The organism is Bacillota bacterium (assembly GCA_013178125.1).
Lineage (GTDB): Bacteria > Bacillota > SHA-98 > Ch115 > JABLXJ01 > JABLXL01.
Window position 1 is genome coordinate 143,194 of sequence record JABLXJ010000006.1, and the last position, 17,636, is coordinate 160,829.

Below are 17,636 nucleotides of genomic sequence, written 5' to 3' on the forward strand. Positions count from 1 at the left end.
TCATGGGACTCCCCCGGCCCCCTTCAGCGGAGGCTGCTGCAGCCTCCTGCTGGCGGCGGGCAGGCCCTTCAGGCTTCTCAGCTTCTCGCCCACATCGGGCGCTCGCATCAGGGATTCGCCCACAAGGATGGCGCTTACGCCTGACCTCGCCACCATCTCGACGTGCTCGCTCGTCCAGATGCCGCTCTCGCTCACCACAACCCTATCCCCGGGCACAAGGGGCGCCAGCTCGAAGGTTACTGCCAGGTCCACCGAAAACGTCTCGAGGTCCCGGTTGTTTATGCCTATTACCCGGGCCGGCGTGTCGAGGGCGGCCAGGAGCTCATCCCTCGAGTGGACCTCCACCAGGCACTCGAGGCCGATCTCGTGCGCAAGCGTGACAAACGCCTCGAGGTCCCGCCCGACGAGCCTCGCGATTAGCAGGATCGCATCCGCCCCCAGCAGCTTTGATTCGAAGACCTGGTAGGGGTCGACTATGAAGTCCTTCCTAAGGACAGGCAGGCCAACGGCCTCCCTGACCCTCGCGATGTAACCCGGGTCACCCAGGAAGTACCGGGTCTCCGTCAGTACCGAGACGGCGGATGCCCCATGCGCCTGATACAACCTGGCTATCTCGACGGGGTCCAGGTCGGGACGTATCATCCCCTTTGACGGCGAGGCTCGCTTTATTTCAGCTATGATATGGACGCGCCCGTCATCCGGGGGCGCCGAGAGGGCCTTCGTGAAGCGCCTCGCCCCACGGAAAGGGCCATCGCCGACCCTGGAGAGGAGGGCATCAAGGGGAAGCCGCAACCTCGACAGGGCCACTTCCTCCCGCTTATACCTTGCGATTTCGTCCAGGAACATGATATGATCACCCCCCTGACCCCTATGCTCTCTGCGCCTGCAAGGCGCATCGTAGCCTCGTGAACCCCTTCACTTCCTCGACCTTCTCCATTGCGCGGCCGGAATCGATTGATTCCCTGGCAAGACCGATCCCATCCCTGATATCACCCGCCGCCCCGGCTGCGACAAACGCTGCGGCTGAATTCAAGAGCACGATGTCGCGGCGGGGACCCCTAGCTCCGCGAAGGATATCAATTATGATCGCGGCATTCTCGGAGGGCGTCCCGCCCCGCACATCATCCAGGGAGGCCCGGGGCAGGTCGAAGTCCTCTGGCCTTATATGATAGGTGCGGATGTCCCCGTCCGCCAGGTGCGCGACCTTGGTTTCAGCCGAGATGGATATCTCGTCGAGGCCATCGCGGCCGTGGACGACGAGAGCGCGACGGACCCCAAGGTTCGACAGGACCCGGGCTATGGTTTCGACGAGATCCCCGCTGAACACCCCGACCACCTGGCACTGCGCCGAGGCCGGGTTTGTGAGCGGGCCGAGGATATTGAATATAGTGGGGATCCCCAGCTCCCTTCTGGGGCCTATCGCATGCTTCATTGCGGTATGAAGGTGAGGGGCGAAGAGAAACCCGAAGCCGGTCTCGTCCATGCACAGCCCCACCTCCTCGGGGGAGAGATTGATATTGATGCCCAGGGCCTCCAGGACGTCAGCGCTACCGCTCATGCTCGAAACGGATCTGTTGCCATGTTTGGCGACGGGCACGCCACCGCCCGCCACGACAAAGGCAGCGGCCGTAGATATATTAAAGGTCCGCGCCCCATCCCCACCGGTGCCGCACGTATCTATGACCACCGGGTGCCTCGTCCTGACCCTCACGGCCTTCGACCTCATGGCCCGGGCTGAGCCCGTTATCTCGTCGCAGGTTTCGCCCTTCACCTTGAGGGCGGTGAGATATCCTGCTATCTGGGCAGGCGTGGCAAGCCCGCCCATTATCTCATTCATGGCGGCCTCCGCCTCATCAACTGAGAGGCCCTGCCTGGATACAGCCTTGGCGATGAATTCCTTGATCATGCCGATCCCTCCAAATTCCAAATTCTATACCAACTTTTATAAAGTCCGCCTATGAAGTCCGCCGACTCTTCCCGGCGGCGATGGCGGCGATATCAGTAGTCACTACACCCTGCGCCCGGCACAGCCGGTCTATATAGCAGCCGGGCTGCAGTCGTCGCACTGGGATATGAAGTTTCGGAGGATTGTCTTGCCGGCCGGCGTGAGGACCGATTCGGGGTGAAACTGCACCCCCTCGACAGGATATACCCTGTGACGCACCCCCATGATGGTCCCGTCCTCCGACCTGGCCGTCACCTTCAAGCAGGACGGAAGGGAATCTTCGTCGATCACCAGGGAGTGGTACCGCCCACCGACCAGGGGGTTGCTTATCCCCCTGTAAATGCCGAGCCCATCGTGGGTTATGACGGACGTCTTGCCGTGCATCAACGCCGGGGCCCTCTTGATCCTGGCCGAATAGGCCCTTCCGATAGCCTGGTGGCCGAGGCACACCCCGAGGATGGGCACGGAGCCGGCAAACTCGCGAACGAGTTCAACGGATATGCCCGCCTCATCGGGTGTGCCGGGGCCCGGGGAGATGATGATGGCCTCAGGCCCGAGCTCCTTCACCCCGGATAGTGAGATCGCATCGTTTCGGAATACCGTCACCTGCCTGCCCATCTCTGCAAGGTACTGGACGAGGTTATATGTAAATGAATCGTAGTTATCGATCACGAGGATCATGACGCTCCCTCCCTTCATGCAGATTCCTGCGCAGCCTGTGCAGACTCCTGTGCAGCCTGTATGGCAACAATCAACGCCCGCGCCTTATTCAGGCTTTCCTCGTATTCCCTGGCTGGATCGGAATCCGCCACGATGCCGGCCCCCGCCTGGACATAGGCCACCTCCCCATCAACAACGATCGTGCGTATCCCTATGCACAGGTCCATATTCCCAGAGAGGCCGATGTGACCGACTGCGCCGCCATACGGGCCGCGCCGCGTCGGCTCGAGGTCATCGATAATCTCCATCGCCCGGACCTTCGGGGCGCCTGTGAGGGTTCCAGCCGGAAAGCAGGCCTCAAAGGCGTCGAGAACGGTCTTGCCGGCGTCGAGGGCCCCCCGTACAGTCGAGACCAGGTGCATAACATGGGAATAACGCTCGACCCTCATGAAGTCCGCTACCTGAACTGTGCCAGGGCGGGCCACCTTCCCGATATCATTCCTGCCCAGGTCGACGAGCATCACGTGTTCAGCCCGCTCCTTTTCATCGGCCAGGAGCTCCCGTTCGAGCTGGGCATCCTCCCCGGGGGTGCGGCCACGCGGCCGCGTCCCGGCGATCGGGTTGGTTTCAACGATGCCGTCCTCCACCCTGACCAGGAGCTCAGGCGACGACCCCACGAGCTTGACCCGGCCGAAATCGAGGAAATAGAGGTAGGGCGAGGGATTCAGCCTCCGGAGTGTCCTGTAGATGTTGAACGGGTCCACGGCCAGCCTGGTCTTGAGCCTTTGAGATAGAACCACCTGGAAGATGTCACCGCACGCGATGTGCTCCTTCGCCTTCTTCACTGCCGAGATGAATTCGTCCCGGCCGATATTGGACTCGATCCCGTCGCCCGATGTACCGGCTGGGGACTTGCCGGTCGACGTACTGGCCGGAGGCTGGCCTGCCAGTTGCGCGGCCGCCACCCTGGCCCTGGCTTGTGCTTGCGACCTGTGGAATCCGCTATCTGCGCCGTCTCGGCCCTGGAGTATGCCGAGCACCTGGTGAATCCGGCTGCAGGCCAGTTCATAGGCAGCGCGGGCTTTAACCTCGCGCAGGACCGTTTCGCCAAGCGCCCGCCCTTCAGCAGGGCCTTCGAGGCGGTCGCCTGCGGCGGGCATAGCCAGCACGATTACCTTTGCCGTAGATGTAACGTGATCCAGCGCGATGACCATGTCGCTCAGCATCAGGAGCATGTCGGGGAGGTCTGCGTCACCCTCCGGCCCCCCCGGCAGGTTTTCGATGAACCTGACGATATCGTAGCCGAGGTAGCCAACCAGGCCCCCGTGGAAGCGGGGCAGGCCCTGGATCGGGGCCGCCGGGTAATTCGACAAGAGCCCGCGGAGGAACTGGAGGGGATGATTTATGTCACCCGGGGCGGTTGTGGACCCGATTGCTGCGGGTCCAGTTTCCGGTCCGGCTGCCTCAATGGTTATTGCATTCCCCCTGGATGCGATCACCGCCCTGGGTGCGACGCCGATAAAGGAATAGCGTGCGAGCCACTCGCCCCCTTCAACGCTTTCGAGCAGGAATGACGGCGACGGCCGCCCGCCTGCACCTTGGGAGAGCGGGGAGTTCCTGAGCTTGAGATATAGCGAGATGGGCGTCTCCATATCCGCCGGTATGTCGCACCAGACCGGGACAACACGGTAGGTCTGGGCGAGTTTGATGAATTCACCCTCATCCGGGTGGATGGTATTACAAGCATTGTTATAGTAAGGCATATTTGAAAACCCCCTCGGCAAAATGAAAAAGCCTTTCGCCCTGAATAAGGGCGAAAGGCTAAACTTCCGCGGTGCCACCTTAATTGAACGAATCCCGCATGCCACTACACCGCCACCATTCCACCATCCGCTGGCCGGCTGGAACGGCTAGCGCCACAGGATAACCTGCAGTGCACGCATGAATCGTCCATCTCTACAGGTACGGGACCCAATGGTCCGATACCGTCCCCCTTTTAACGGTGGGGGCTCCGTGAAGGCCTACTGCGCCTATCTAGCGTTTCGGTTTCAAGCTCACGGGGCCATTCAGTTGCCGCCGAGCGGGCCGGTATCTCACCCTACTCTACCGGCTCTCTGAACCGTGGACTGGCACTTACTCGTCCCGTTCATAGCATTTGCTATCTGAAATTACTCACACAAACCCTCAATTACCTGACCCTATATCCTGGATCAACAACAATCCGTATCGACCTATTTAACCGTAGTATAGCATGGGATTCCGCCGCGGTCAATATGCAATTTTATGCTGGTTACCGCCGAAAACCCTTGACCACCACGATTTTCGAAGACTCATCCTCTCTCGCGCCATTCGAACGAGCTCCCTGTCATGCCTTTCCACCGCCCGCCGGAGTTCCTGGATCTCCTGCCTGCGCTCCTGGTCCGAGGCCTCGGTCTCGGTCACGACCTGTTCAACCTTTTGCTCCAATCCAGCAAGCCTCACGCTCTGGTCGGCCACGTTTTCAAGGGCCACAGCCACCTGTCCCCAGGCCTCGGTAAGCTTAGCGACGAGCTCCATGCTCGAGGCGGCATTCGCGATTCGCTCGCGTTCGCGCTCGCTGTTATCTGCGATCTCAACGGTCATAGTGAATTCATTGTTCAGGGCATCTGCGATCTCTTGCGTTTGATACCCCTTTTCGCGATAGGTTGCGATGCGGCGAAATACCTCGAGAGCCAGGTTGCCATATTTTCGCGTCTTGCCGGAGCCACGCGCCGGTACGAATTCTGCAAACTGGTCCCTCCATGTCCGCAGCGTTGATTCCGGGACATGGAGCATGTCCGCGATCTCTCTGAGTGAATACACCCTCTCATCCACCATCCATGCACCCCTCTTTTCGCGTTCGTATCGTGTATGGCACATATGAAAATTTCTATTCTATACTGAACCTTCGGAATCCTTCCGGGATCATTCACGGACCCGAAAAAATCAGCCGCGAAAAACCGGGTGAAAAACTGAAAAGCTGAGAAGCAGAGGAGTCGCTCTTAACCCCAGCGGGGTGACTAAAACAGCTCTTGCGACTTACTTACGCCCGATGCCGCCTGCGAATGTGGCTCCACATCCCCGACCCACTGGGTCGGCGCACCGGGCCAAACCCTGGCACGGCGGCATGGGCGTCTCGGCGTGACTCGACATGGCCCTCTCGACATAGCTTTGACGTAACCCTGCGTGTATTATGTTATGGGCACTACAGAATTCAGGCGTGATACCGTGATATCATATGATGAACATTATATGATGAACAGTCGATAATCGGATAGAGGGAGGTAGACATTTGACGTTGGATGGAGGAATTCACTCGCATATGAAGAAAATATCGAAGATGTGCCGGGCGTGTACCGCTACAAGGGAGACATTGGGCATCAAGAATCTCGAAAGTAAGAGGTGGGTTGTAATTGGCGAGCAATGTATACTTTTCGGATATGCGCACTCGGAGCGGCAGGAACATCCTGGACAAGGTGAGCGCTTTATATGATCGCGCGGGGTTCGGGGAACTTATTGAAAAGGGGGACTTCGTCGCCATAAAGCTGCATGTCGGCGAGCCCGGCAATTTGGCCTATATCCAGCCTCCTGTCGTTCGCGTGATCGTTGAGAAGGTTAAGGCGGGGGGCGGGAAACCATTCCTCACGGATGCGAACACTCTTTACGTCGGGTGCCGTTCAAACGCCGTCGACCATGCTATATCCGCCATTCAGAACGGCTTCAGCTTCGCCACGGTGGGGGCGCCGTTTGTGGCGGCGGACGGGCTGCACGGGCACAGCACGGTCAAGGTCCCTATAAACGGGCCGAGGGTGAAGGAGGCGCGCATCGGGGCTGCGATCGCTGAGGCAGATGCCATGATAGCCCTGAGCCATTTCAAGGGCCATGAGGCGTCGGGATTCGGCGGGGCGATAAAGAATGTGGGGATGGGCTCTGCGTCCCGCGCCGGCAAGCAGGAGCAACATTCAAGCGTGAAGCCGGAGGTCGATGTGGCGAAGTGCCGGATGTGCGGGCGCTGCGTCAGGTGGTGCCCCGTAGGGGCGATCTCGTTTGAGCCCGGGCATCCTGCGAGGATCGACCACTCGAAGTGCATAGGATGCGCGGAGTGCACCATCAGCTGCCTCGATGAAGCGATAGCGGTGAACTGGACTGATGCCGAGATCAACGGGTTCCAGGAGCGCATGGCCGAATATGCCTACGCGGTGGTGAGCACGAAGAAGGGGAAATGCGGGTTCATGAATTTCGTCATGAACGTCTCGCCTGACTGCGATTGCGCCCCGTGGAACGACGCGCCCATAGTCCCCAACCAGGGCATCCTGGCATCGACCGACCCCGTCGCTATCGACCAGGCGAGCGTTGACCTGGTCAACGCGGCGCCGGGCATGCCAAACACCAGGCTGGGGGAGTCGCTCAACAGCGACGATAAGTTCGGCGCGATCCACCATGGTGTCGACTGGCACATTCAACTGGTTCACGGTGAGAAGCTAGGCCTTGGCACGAGGCAATACAAGCTCCTTGAGGTGAAATGAGACCTAGGGCTAAAGAATGAAGGAAAAGGAATTATCTGCCATAGCGGATGTAAAAAGAACCCCCGCGCCTGAGTCGAAATAATCGACGCAATCGACACCTACATTAACCATAACGAAAGGCGCGGGGAAACATGAATCGAATGAAGCAGTTAGTTAGGTGGCGCATGCCTCCAGAAGCTTCAGAAAACGCTCATAGGCATCGTCCCAGGCCCCTCGCTCCGCCGCCACCGGCTCGTAGGCGCGGAGAGGGAAGGACCTGCGCACCATCTCCCTCGCCTCGGCGATCGACCTTATATACCCGAGCGCCATTGCCTGCATGATCGAGTTGCCGATCGCCGTCGCCTCGACGGGCCCAGCTATCACCGGCCGGCCGGTGGCATTGGCGGCAAGCTGGCACAGGAGCGTATTCTTCGTCCCGCCCCCGACTATGTGAATAACCGGCAGCTTCCGCCCGAGGATGTCCTCGAGCCTCTCCACCACCCAGCGGTACTTCAAGGCAAGGCTGTCCAGCGCGCACCTTACGATCTCGCCCCTTGTCTGTGGCACGGGTTGCCCCGTTTCCTCGCAGCAGCGCTGGATCTCGGAGGGCATATCTTCGGGGCTGAGGAAACGCCCGCAATCCGGGTCTATTATCGATGCCAGCGGCCTGGCCCGGCGCGCCATCTCGGTGATCTGATCATAGGTCAGGGCCTCGCCGGCCCGCTCCCAGGCGCGGCGGCACTGCTGGACCAGCCATAATCCCGTGACATTCTTGAGGAGGCGGAACGTCCCGGCGACACCGCCCTCGTTGGTGAAATTCAAGGTCATGGTGAGCTCGTTGATTACGGGCCTGGTCACCTCCACCCCCACCAGGGACCATGTGCCCGAGCTGATGTATACGTAATCAGCCTGCCGCGCCGGCACCGCCGCCACAGCGCACGCCGTATCATGCCCGGCGGGGGCGATCACGGGGATTTCGCCGCCTGCCCCGATCTCCCGGGCCACCCACGGCCCCAGGGGCCCTATAACCGTGCCAGGCTGCACTATATGCGTAAATATGTGCCCTGGCAGCCCTAGTGCGTCAAGGATGGCCCGCGACCAGTCGCCCTCAGTCGGGTCATAAAGCTCCGATGTGGTCGCGATCGTGAATTCGCTGGCTTTCTTTCCCGTGAAGAGGAAATTGAAGAGATCGGGCAGCATCAGGAGGGTCTCGGCCATCTCCAGGATAGGCGAGCCTGATCTCTTCATGGCCCAGAGCTGGAAAATGGTATTTATCTGCATAAACTGGATCCCTGTCCTCCGGAATATCTCATCCTGAGGCAGGATCTTGAATACCTCACCCGCCGCCCCATCCGTCCGGTGGTCCCGGTAATGATGGGGATTGCCCAGCAGAACGTCGCCGCGGCCCAGCAGGCCGAAATCCACACCCCAGGTATCGACTCCTAGGCCTGCAAGGTCCTTTCCATGTTTCTGCATTGCAAGCCCGAGGCCCCGTTTCATCTCATGAAATAACCTCAGCACATCCCAGTGGAGCCCGTCGGGGATTCGAACGGGCTCATTGGGGAACCGGTGAACCTCCTCCAGGGAAAGGCCTTCCCCATCGAATTTCCCGAGAACGGCGCGGCCGCTTTCGGCTCCAAGGTCGAGGGCCAAAACCTTAAGAATCGATGACATAATACCGCAACACCCCTTCGTGAAATTCATCTTTAACCAGCGCTAATCTATCCTTACAAATCTTGCGACAGCCTCGGCTGCCACGGTGCCGTCAGGCAGAGTGAGGCGAGCCTCAGCACGGATCAGGCGCTCCTTTACTTCACGAACCAATCCCTCAACGGTGGTGCTACTGCCGATAGGCACCGGTGCCTTGAACCGGACCTCCATCGATGCAGTCACGGCGCCGATACCCTGCGATATGATGGCATGGGCCATTGCCTCGTCCAGCACGGTACTTATGATACCACCGTGGGTTATGCCCGCATAGCCCTGATAATCCGCCCGGGGCGTGAAACAACACGCGACCCTGCCTGATCCTGCCTTTTTGAACTCCAATCTCAAGCCGATGGGATTGTATGAGCCACACGCGAAGCATCTTCCATTATCCTGGAGCTGCATATTCTGAAGCTGCAAGAAATATTCCCCCTGGGAGGATGAAGGATAAGATGTTAGACAAATTATACCATATTTTGCATGGAAAAGCAACAGGAAACCCGCCTTATCTCAATGCCTCTTGTTTCATTCCTGGCAACGATGATATAATATGGCTATGCTCAGTGAGGATGAGCAATGAGCCGTGATCCTTTTAGGGAGTGATTTGACTCTTGAAACTCGGGACTTTCCTTTATAATGGATATAATGGACGCAACAATGGACGTAGTTTCATTGGAGCCCTGGCCGGCTCCGAGAGCGAGGCCGGCTCAAAGGTCATCCACCTGAATGCGGCCTATCGCGCGCGCCTTGCCGCCGAGGGCGAACCGTGTGCGGGGCGGCTGGCGGATGCCCTGCTGCCTGACGATATGGTAGCCTTCCTCGAGGGTGGCAGTCGAAGCTTGGAGGCTGCGGCGCAGGCAGTGGAGTTCGCGATGGCTGTGGCTGGCGCGGCCGGCGCGGTGACCGGCGCGGGGCTCGCTGGAGGGTTTGTCTATTCCACGGACGAGGTCAGGACCCTAGCGCCCATTGCGCGCCCGGGGAAGATAATATGCATTGGGCTCAATTACCGGGATCACGCAGCGGAGGTCGGGTCGGACCTGCCGGCCGAGCCGGTGCTGTTTTCCAAGTTCGCTAACGCCGTGGCAGGCCCGGGCGATCCCATAATCATCCCTCCTGTTACCTCGCAGGTGGATTACGAGGCTGAGCTCGCGGTGGTCATCGGGAGGCGGGGCCGGGACATTCCCTCCGACCGCGCCATGGAATATGTCGCAGGCTACACGGCCTTCAACGATGTGAGCGCGCGCGACCTCCAATTCAGGGACGGCCAGTGGATCAAGGGCAAGACGCTCGATGCCTTCGCCCCCATGGGGCCGCACCTCATAACGAGGGATGAGGTGCCCGACCCCGAAAACCTCACGATCAGGCTCCTCCTAAATGGCGGCGTCATGCAGGACTCCAACACCGCGCAGTTGATCTTCGGGGTCAGGGAGCTGATCGCCTACATTTCGAGCCTGATGACCCTCGAGCCCGGGGATATCATAGCCACGGGGACCCCCTCGGGCGTCGGGTTCAAGCGAAAGCCGCCGGTCTTCCTGAAGGATGGGGACGTCGTGACCGTCGAGATCGAAATGGTCGGGAGGCTCACCAATCCCGTCCGTCGTTTGAACGGCGCGGCCGGTTATTGACAGGGATACGACAGGGATAGCCGATACTCAGGATACCTCAAAATACCACCTCATCCTTACGTATGGCGGCGACGCCGATGCAGGTGTCGGCGGCGCCGTAGTATACGAAATAGGCATCATCAGCCTCGGCTGCGCCGCAGCTGAACACCACATTGGGGACGAGCCCGTTGATCTCCCAATCGAGCTCGGGCTCGAGGATTGGCTCGGGGTGCCGCGCCAGCACCCTTGTCGGGTCTTTCAGGTCCAGAAGGGCGGCGCCAAGGCGGTAGATGCGTTTCTCGTTGACGCCGTGGTATATGAGAAGCCATCCCCCGGGCGTCCTGATGGGGGGCCCGGCCGCCCCTATCTTGTATGAGTCCCAGCTGCCGGGAATCACGTCCATGATCTTTTGATGGTCGGCCCAGGTTTTGAGGTCATCCGAAAAGGCGATCCATATTCCCGGCGGCCGCCTGTGGAGCATGGCGTAGCGTCCCCGGATCCTCTCCGGGAAGAGCGCGGCGTCTTTATTTGGTTCGTCGAGGATGACCCCGTGCCTGGTCCACGCCCATGGGAAGGCGCCGGCGCCGGAGTTCTCGGGTCCGAGCCTCTTTGTGGATGCCATGGAGACGCGCACATCATCGAGGCTGCGGCCGCCGAAGGCCGTGTAGAGCATGTAATAGGTGCCCTCGAGCTTCGTGATCCTCGGGTCCTCGACGCCCCAGTCTTCCTGCGGCCCAAGGCCGGTGTAGATCGGCCTTTCAAACCTGGTGAAGTGAATTCCGTCCTCGCTTACAGCGTAACCGATGCTGGATATGAATCTCACGGTGAAGTCCCCGAAGGGACGATCGGTTGCACGATAGAAGAGGTGAAACAGGCCGCCTTCGTAAATGGCGGCGCAATTGAAGACCGCCGCCATCTCCCAGTCATGATCGGCGATGGGGGACAGGATGGGTTTAGCAGAAAGCCTCTCGAGCCTCACGGTTTATCTATGATTCTCCTCTCCTGTAATCCTTTCTGTAGTCCTTTCAATCACGTAGCCCTTTCAACCACAAGGATAGCAAAACCTCTCCCCGTGTCAATCGTTTATAAATAGCCAGAACCCGCAGCAACCTGGGCCGCGTGCCATATATTAGATCAGGCGGATAAATAAGTGCTGGCCTCAATTCAATAATAACCTTCAACTGTTGATATACCGTTTAAGTATCGATTAAATCCGCCTGCAATGGTGGCTGCCCCTAAAGGGATTGCCACCGCCAGATAGAAATCGAGGTGCATGCCGATGGTGATACGGGTTTGGGGTTATTACGGCGCGGAATCAATGCCATCTCTGCAGCGATTTTACCGTCATATGACGGGTATATCGGGCTGGTGGTTTCGCTTCACCACGGGGGGCGATGTCCTCGGCACCCCGGATATGGAGGCATATGAATTTGCGCGGTCCAGGGGGCTCAGGGTCATGGGGACCTTTCACAATTTCCTCGAGGGGAGGTTCATCCGGGAGATAGCACATGCCATACTCACGGACCCCGCAGCGAAGAGGAGGGCCATCGATAGTGCGATAGCAGCAGCCCGGCAGTTCAAATTAGACGGGATTCACATAGACCTCGAAAACGTCGATCCCAATGATCGCCAGGCGCTGACCAGTTTTATGCGGGAACTCTACATGACATCAGGTCCATACAGGATACTGGTCACCCAGGCCGTCCCTGGGAAGACTGAAGAGGATCCCAGGCACCCCTGGTCCGGCGGATTCGACTACGCGGTCCTCTCGCGTTATACGGACTGGCTTGTGATCCTGGCATATGAGGAGCACTCGTTCACAGGGCCTCCTGGCCCATTAGCATCCTACAACTGGTACAGGACGGTAATGAATTTCGCGCTTTCGCAGGTGCCGCTCAGGAAGCTGTTCATGGCTATAGGGGTCTATGGCTACGACTGGCCGCTTGCCCCCATCGAGCCAGCAGCGACTGTGACGTTCGAGGATGTCATGAGGATATCGGAAACCTACAACGCCCCGCTGGTAGTCGATCCCGTCTCGCGCGAGTGCACGCTGGTCTACCTCGCCCCCGGTGCCGACTCGGGGAGGTGGCACGTGGTCTGGTACCAATGCTTCGAATCCGTCGAGTGGAAGCTCGCGCTGGTGCGCGAGCATAGTATCCCGGGCGTCGCCATCTGGGAGCTCGGCCAGGAGGACCCGCGGATCTGGACGCTCATCCCACCCCGGGGGGCTTAACCTGGAGGGCCCAGCCCACCTGGAGGGCTTAGTCCGCGAAGAGGCTGAGCTGCGTCCCTGACGCGCCACCGTCCCTATTCCCCCTGTTCTTCCTGTTCCCCCTGGGCCCCACCAGGCGAACCTCCCGCTGGATGTAGTCCGGGGGGATCTCACTGAGGAAGCGGGAAGGGGGGGCCTGCCCGCTCGTCCCAGGCCGGGCCCGCTTTCGTGCCGACAGGAGGATGAGCTCGTCCACGGCGCGCGTCATCCCGACATAGAATAGCCGTCTTTCCTCCGAGACGTCTTCCAAGACGTCCAGGTCGCCTGGTGCATCATCGCCCGGTGCATCGCGCCGGCCCGTGCCAGGGCCGTTCTTTACATTGGTCTCGTCAGTATAGGAGGCCGAAGCCTCGGCGGAGCCCCTGAAGGGCAGTATCCCCTCCTCGACTCCGGCGATGAACACCACCGGGAATTCGAGCCCCTTGGCCGCGTGAAGAGTCATCAAGGTCACGGCCTCGGGCACGGTCATCATATTCACAATATTCACGTTGCCCCCGGGCCTTTCATGATCAGCCTCTCGGGCGAGGTTGATCCCGGATATGAAAGACTCCAGGCTCTCGAAGCGGGAAGCGACTCTCATGAGTCGTTTCAAGGCTTCGCTCACCCGGGCTCCGGCTCCATCTTGGACGCCTTCCTCTCGTCCTTCTTCCTCCGCAATCCACCGCTCCAGCACCTGACCAGGCGGCTCGGACATGCTGAGGCTTCTATACGCCTCGAGCCGCTCCTGAAGCCGGGCCCTGAGTTCCCCTGGGTCTCCCCCGCCTTTCATACCCGTCTTCCTACCTGAGGCGAGGGCTGCAAGACAGCGTGAGAGGTGGAATTCGTCCCCGGGGTTCACAATGCATTTCAGAAAGGCCAGGGCTGCGCGAACGCCTCTATCCTCGAGGAAGCTCTCGCGCCCCACGATGCGATATGGGATGCCCTCCTTCAGGAAGCATTCCTCCAGGACCTCGCCCTGGCGCCCCGTGCGGAAGAGGACGGCGATATCCGAGAAACTCCTGCTCACATCGCCCGCGCCCGCACCTGGTCCCGCATTGCCCGAATCTGGAAGCCCGGCAGCCAGCCTCTCTGGCCCGGCTTCGTCCCGGAATTCGCCCCGGGCTTCGCCCTGCCGGCCACCGCCCTGGCCGTGGGCCTGGAGCATGGTCGCGCCCCCGACCATACGCCCTATCTCCCTTACAATTGCAATCCCCTCGGCGATCTCCCCCGGGACTTCGATGTGGCGTATCCTGGGACCGTCGCCTCTGGCGGATTCGAGCTCGAACCCTGCGCAATCCCGGTTATGGGCTATGACCGCCGAGGCGGCCCGGAGGATCTGGGATGTCGAACGGTAGTTCACTCTGAGCCTGTAAACGCTGGAACCGGGGAAATCCTCCTTGAGCCTGTCGAAAAACCTGTGATCTGACCCTCGGAACCCGTAGATCGCCTGGTCCGGGTCTCCGATTACGAAGAGCCGGGTGCCGTCGCCCGCCCAGAGCTTCACGAGTTCATATTGAATGGGGTTTACATCCTGGAATTCGTCGACCAGGAGGTGTGTGAAGCGGTCGAGCCACCCCTCCGGCAGGCTGGCTCCCGCCAGGCCGGTCTCCCGCCCGCCTTGCCGCAGCAGGCGCACGGCCTCGAGGAGTATGTCGTCATAATCGAGGGCCATGTATCGGGCCAGCCTTTCCTGGTAAGCCTGATAGACTTGGGATATCTCCCCGCCCGGGGCGAGGGCCGCAGCATCGGATGGCCCGATGCCCCGGCCCTTCAGGAGCGAGATATATCTCTGAGCCTCCCTCGCGTTGATGCGCCTCCCGGTCCCGTACTCCCTCAGGGTCTCCTCGATGACTGCCCGGGAATCGAATTCATCGAGGATAACCAGGGGTCCGGTGCGGCCCGTTGAAGCCTTGAGCATGTCCAGGCAGATACTGTGAAATGTCCCTATGGTAATAGCTTCCAGACCGTCCATGCTATTGCCCGGGCCGACGCCATCAATTCTGTGGCCGTTATTAATATTAATACTGTTGACGATGTCCCTGACACGCGTCCGCATCTCGCCGGCGGCCTTATTGGTGAATGTGACGGCCGTGATCTGCCCGGGGTCCACGCCGCGTTCCTTGATCAGATAGACAATGCGGTGGGCAAGGGTGCGGGTCTTGCCGGTGCCTGGGCCGGCGATCACAATGATGGGGCCGGATCCTGCCGTGACTACCTCGCGCTGGTCACGGTTGAGCCCGGCAGCCGCACCCACCAAGGCTTCGTGGGAAGGGGCGGGTGCCGTGGTCGGGGCTGGTGCATGAGCCGCAATCCTGGCTGAAGCATCCAGGGTTGCGGCTGCATCGACTGCATCGGTTGCACCGGCCGTGGCGGGCGCATCGGCTATAGCACTTGCCCTGGTTGCAGCGATTGCAGGGGCCGCTGAAGCGGTAGTGGCGGCAGGCTCGGCAAGGAAGCCCGATTCAGCTAAAAACGAACCAGAAGGCGAGCTCGATGGCAGGAAACCGAACAGGCTGCCCTGCCCCTGCAGGCGCCGCCTATCCTCCTCGCGCATTATCACGATGCTGCCGTACTCGCCGTCGAACCCGGGCTTGATCTCGACCTCGCCCGCCCTGACCCTCCGGATCGCCTCGGCTACGGCCGGGCCGGCTATGGACCTTACATCCTCGATAGAGGACTCCCTCAGGACCGTAAGCTCGGGGCCGAGGGCTCGTATGAGCGCCAGGTATTGCTCGCGCACCTGCTTCGAGGACTCGCCGACGCCGATGGCCGAGGCGATAACCTGCCCGAGGGGCACCAGGCTCTCGAAGTGCCGCGCAGCCGGGGGGGGCGCCCCCTCGGGCCTGTCGGCGAGCTCCTCGACCCTGTGAAGGACCCCAACCGTGACCCCCCGGCCGCACGCGGGGCAGATCCCACCCGCCGCCCGGGTCTGGGATGGCTTCCACCGGACCCCGCACCCCCTGTGCCCATCATAGTGGTATTTCCCCTCCTCGGGGAAGAATTCCAGGGTCCCGATGAACCGCGCGGGATCGCGATCTCGGAGGGCCTCGCGTATGGCGTCGAAGGATAACCCGGTATCGAAGATATTCGCCTCGCGGGCGAGGTTGGCCGGGGAATGGGCATCAGAATTGGAAACCAGCGCGAAGCGGTCGAGCGCCGAGAAACGCCAGTTCATCGGCGGGTCCGATGAAAGGCCGGTCTCCACGGCATAGATGTGTCCGGTGAGGTCGTCGAAGCACTCCTCGATCGCGTCGAATCCCGAGTTCGCGCCGAAGAGCGAGAAATGGGGGGTCCAGATGTGAGCCGGTATGAATAGAGCCTCTGGGCACGCCTCCAGGGTCATCTCCAGGAGGATGCGGCTATCGAGCCCCAGGATCGGCCGCCCGTCTGAGTGTATATTGCCCACCTGTTCTAGGCGGCTGCTCAGCGCGTCTGCCGCCTCGAAACTTGGGAGGAGGATGAGGTGGTGAATCTTGCGGGTTCTCCCGGCCTTCTTATAGATGGTGCTGATCTCGCCGGCGAGGACGAATCTGACCTGGGCCCCGCCCAGCCAGGGGATGCCATCGGCGGCCCGGCGGCCGGCAGCATCCAAGAATTCATCCTTCAGCTTGTAAGTCCCGTAGCCATCCGGAGCGGGCTCCAATTTTTGACGCAGCTCCTCCCGCCACCCGGGGTGGGTGAAATCCCCCGTGCCTACTAGCGTGAGCCCTTTGTATGCCGCCCAGCGGTGGAGTTCCTCAGGGGTGCAGTCCCCGCTCGTAGCCCTTGAATAACGCGAGTGGATGTGTAAATCAGCAATAAACCTCATGAATTGCTTGATCCCTCCCTGGCCTCGCCCCTCCAGGCCGCAAGCCGCCTGAGCGCTTTCAACTTATCTGTCTGGCCCAGCCTGGCCCTGCGCAGGGCGTCCTCGAGGACCTGGATGGACCTGTCGTAGCTGGCCCGGTTAACGGGGAATGGGTGGCCGTCCTTGCCGCCATGTGCGAAGGAATACCTGACAGGGTCCCTGCGGCTCGCCCTGGCGCCATAGGTCACCTCGGCGACCATGGCCAGCGCCCTGATAGTGGCCGGGCCGACGCCGGGGGTGGAGAGGAGCGTCTCGAAGTCCTCGGGCTGGCGTTCATACGCCGCCCGTAAGGCCTTCGCGAGCCTGGCTGTCCCGGGGATGGCGTGTGCGGAGGGGAGGCTCAACACCTTTCCCGCCTCTTCGAGGATCACGCCCGTTTCCACCCTGGCCAAAAGGGTTGAAGCTTCGCGGGCCTTATCGCTCTCGGCGGCCACCATATTGAGGACCTCGCCGGCGTGGATGCGATCGGACGAGATGCCCGCGTGCGGCTCGCAGACGAAGCTGAAATCCCCCAAGGTCTGACCGATCCAGTGATAGCGCCTGGCCCAGCCCGTCCTATCGTTCATGCCCTGCTGGACCACGGCCCAGCTGCCGTCCGCCGTAAAAACAAACAGGTGATGGTATATATCATACCCATCCTGGAGCGCTGCGGAGTCCACCTTGGCGGCCATCCTGCTCGCATACTGCAGATTGACGAGCGCTGAGGGGAGGCCATGCCTCTCGCACGCATCTGCGATCTCCAGGGGCGTCTTCCGGGAGGTTGCGCCCTTGCCGCCTGCGAAAAAGATGCCGAGATCGCCCTCGCGGGCGCGCAATCCCTCCTTGAGCGCCCCGCAGACAGTGGTCGTGATGCCGGATGAGTGCCAGTCGAAGCCAAGGACGCACCCGAGCGCCTGGAACCACACAGGGTCGGAGAGGCGCTGCAAGACCTCCCGGGGACCGAATTCCTCCACGATAATCTCGATTATCGCGGCCCCCAGCAGCTTCATCCGGGAAAAGAGCCATGCAGGGCACTTGCCGGAGTGGAGGGGCAGGTTTGCCGTACCGCTTCTCATGTCGGGTCGCTCCCCCTTTCATCAACGAGCATACCACAAGATGG

General features: G+C 60.7%; 13 protein-coding genes and 1 other annotated feature. Of the genes, 3 read left to right on the plus strand and 10 right to left on the minus strand.

Annotation, left to right across the window (positions count from 1 at the left end; genetic code table 11):
* From trpC to HPY71_07165, 5 genes are all read right to left on the minus strand, one after another.
* A complete protein-coding gene (gene trpC / locus HPY71_07145) occupies positions 1 to 846 on the minus strand; it encodes an indole-3-glycerol phosphate synthase TrpC (protein NPV53282.1) in 846 nt (281 codons plus the stop codon).
* Between the two features lie 22 nt (positions 847 to 868).
* Positions 869 to 1,906, minus strand: a complete 1,038-nt coding sequence (trpD, locus tag HPY71_07150; protein ID NPV53283.1) for an anthranilate phosphoribosyltransferase — start codon at positions 1,904 to 1,906, stop codon at positions 869 to 871.
* Positions 1,907 to 2,035: 129 nt separating this feature from the next.
* Positions 2,036 to 2,626: an aminodeoxychorismate/anthranilate synthase component II gene (locus tag HPY71_07155; protein ID NPV53284.1), complete on the minus strand. Its 591-nt coding sequence runs from the start codon at positions 2,624 to 2,626 to the stop codon at positions 2,036 to 2,038.
* A 14-nt stretch (positions 2,627 to 2,640) separates the two neighbouring features.
* Positions 2,641 to 4,257, minus strand: a complete 1,617-nt coding sequence (locus HPY71_07160; GenBank protein NPV53285.1) for an anthranilate synthase component I — start codon at positions 4,255 to 4,257, stop codon at positions 2,641 to 2,643.
* A gap of 154 nt (positions 4,258 to 4,411) precedes the next feature.
* Positions 4,412 to 4,764, minus strand: a binding site (T-box leader).
* A 109-nt stretch (positions 4,765 to 4,873) separates the two neighbouring features.
* A complete protein-coding gene (locus tag HPY71_07165) occupies positions 4,874 to 5,461 on the minus strand; it encodes a MerR family transcriptional regulator (protein ID NPV53286.1) in 588 nt (195 codons plus the stop codon).
* Between the two features lie 575 nt (positions 5,462 to 6,036).
* On the opposite strand from HPY71_07165, the gene HPY71_07170 reads away from it, so the two are divergent.
* Positions 6,037 to 7,149 carry a DUF362 domain-containing protein gene (locus tag HPY71_07170; protein NPV53287.1) on the plus strand — a complete coding sequence of 371 codons (1,113 nt, stop codon included), beginning with the start codon at positions 6,037 to 6,039 and terminating at the stop codon, positions 7,147 to 7,149.
* 153 nt (positions 7,150 to 7,302) lie between these two features.
* On the opposite strand, the gene HPY71_07175 is transcribed toward HPY71_07170, so the two are convergent.
* Together HPY71_07175 and HPY71_07180 are read right to left on the minus strand one after the other, a co-directional pair.
* Positions 7,303 to 8,802 carry a rhamnulokinase gene (locus HPY71_07175; GenBank protein NPV53288.1) on the minus strand — a complete coding sequence of 500 codons (1,500 nt, stop codon included), beginning with the start codon at positions 8,800 to 8,802 and terminating at the stop codon, positions 7,303 to 7,305.
* Between the two features lie 42 nt (positions 8,803 to 8,844).
* On the minus strand, positions 8,845 to 9,240 hold the full coding sequence (locus HPY71_07180; GenBank protein ID NPV53289.1) for a PaaI family thioesterase: 396 nt from the start codon (positions 9,238 to 9,240) through the stop codon (positions 8,845 to 8,847).
* Between the two features lie 266 nt (positions 9,241 to 9,506).
* On the opposite strand from HPY71_07180, the gene HPY71_07185 reads away from it, so the two are divergent.
* Entirely contained in the window at positions 9,507 to 10,460 is a 954-nt protein-coding gene (locus tag HPY71_07185; GenBank protein ID NPV53290.1) for a fumarylacetoacetate hydrolase family protein, read from the plus strand.
* Positions 10,461 to 10,497: 37 nt separating this feature from the next.
* On the opposite strand, the gene HPY71_07190 is transcribed toward HPY71_07185, so the two are convergent.
* A complete protein-coding gene (locus HPY71_07190; GenBank protein ID NPV53291.1) occupies positions 10,498 to 11,418 on the minus strand; it encodes a glycosidase in 921 nt (306 codons plus the stop codon).
* Positions 11,419 to 11,787: 369 nt separating this feature from the next.
* Here HPY71_07190 and HPY71_07195 point away from each other — a divergent pair, with 369 nt between their 5' ends.
* The gene (locus tag HPY71_07195; protein ID NPV53292.1) at positions 11,788 to 12,672 is read left to right on the plus strand and encodes a hypothetical protein; all 885 of its coding nucleotides are present in this window, start codon (positions 11,788 to 11,790) and stop codon (positions 12,670 to 12,672) included.
* A 28-nt stretch (positions 12,673 to 12,700) separates the two neighbouring features.
* Here HPY71_07195 and HPY71_07200 read toward each other — a convergent pair whose 3' ends face one another.
* Together HPY71_07200 and HPY71_07205 are read right to left on the minus strand one after the other, a co-directional pair.
* Positions 12,701 to 16,498, minus strand: coding sequence for a UvrD-helicase domain-containing protein (locus HPY71_07200; protein ID NPV53293.1), 3,798 nt, complete (start codon positions 16,496 to 16,498; stop codon positions 12,701 to 12,703).
* Positions 16,495 to 17,592 (minus strand): DUF763 domain-containing protein, encoded by a 1,098-nt coding sequence (locus HPY71_07205; protein ID NPV53294.1) that lies wholly within the window; start codon positions 17,590 to 17,592, stop codon positions 16,495 to 16,497. Before HPY71_07205 ends, HPY71_07200 begins: the two co-directional genes overlap by 4 nt.
* Positions 17,593 to 17,636: the final 44 nt, after the last annotated feature.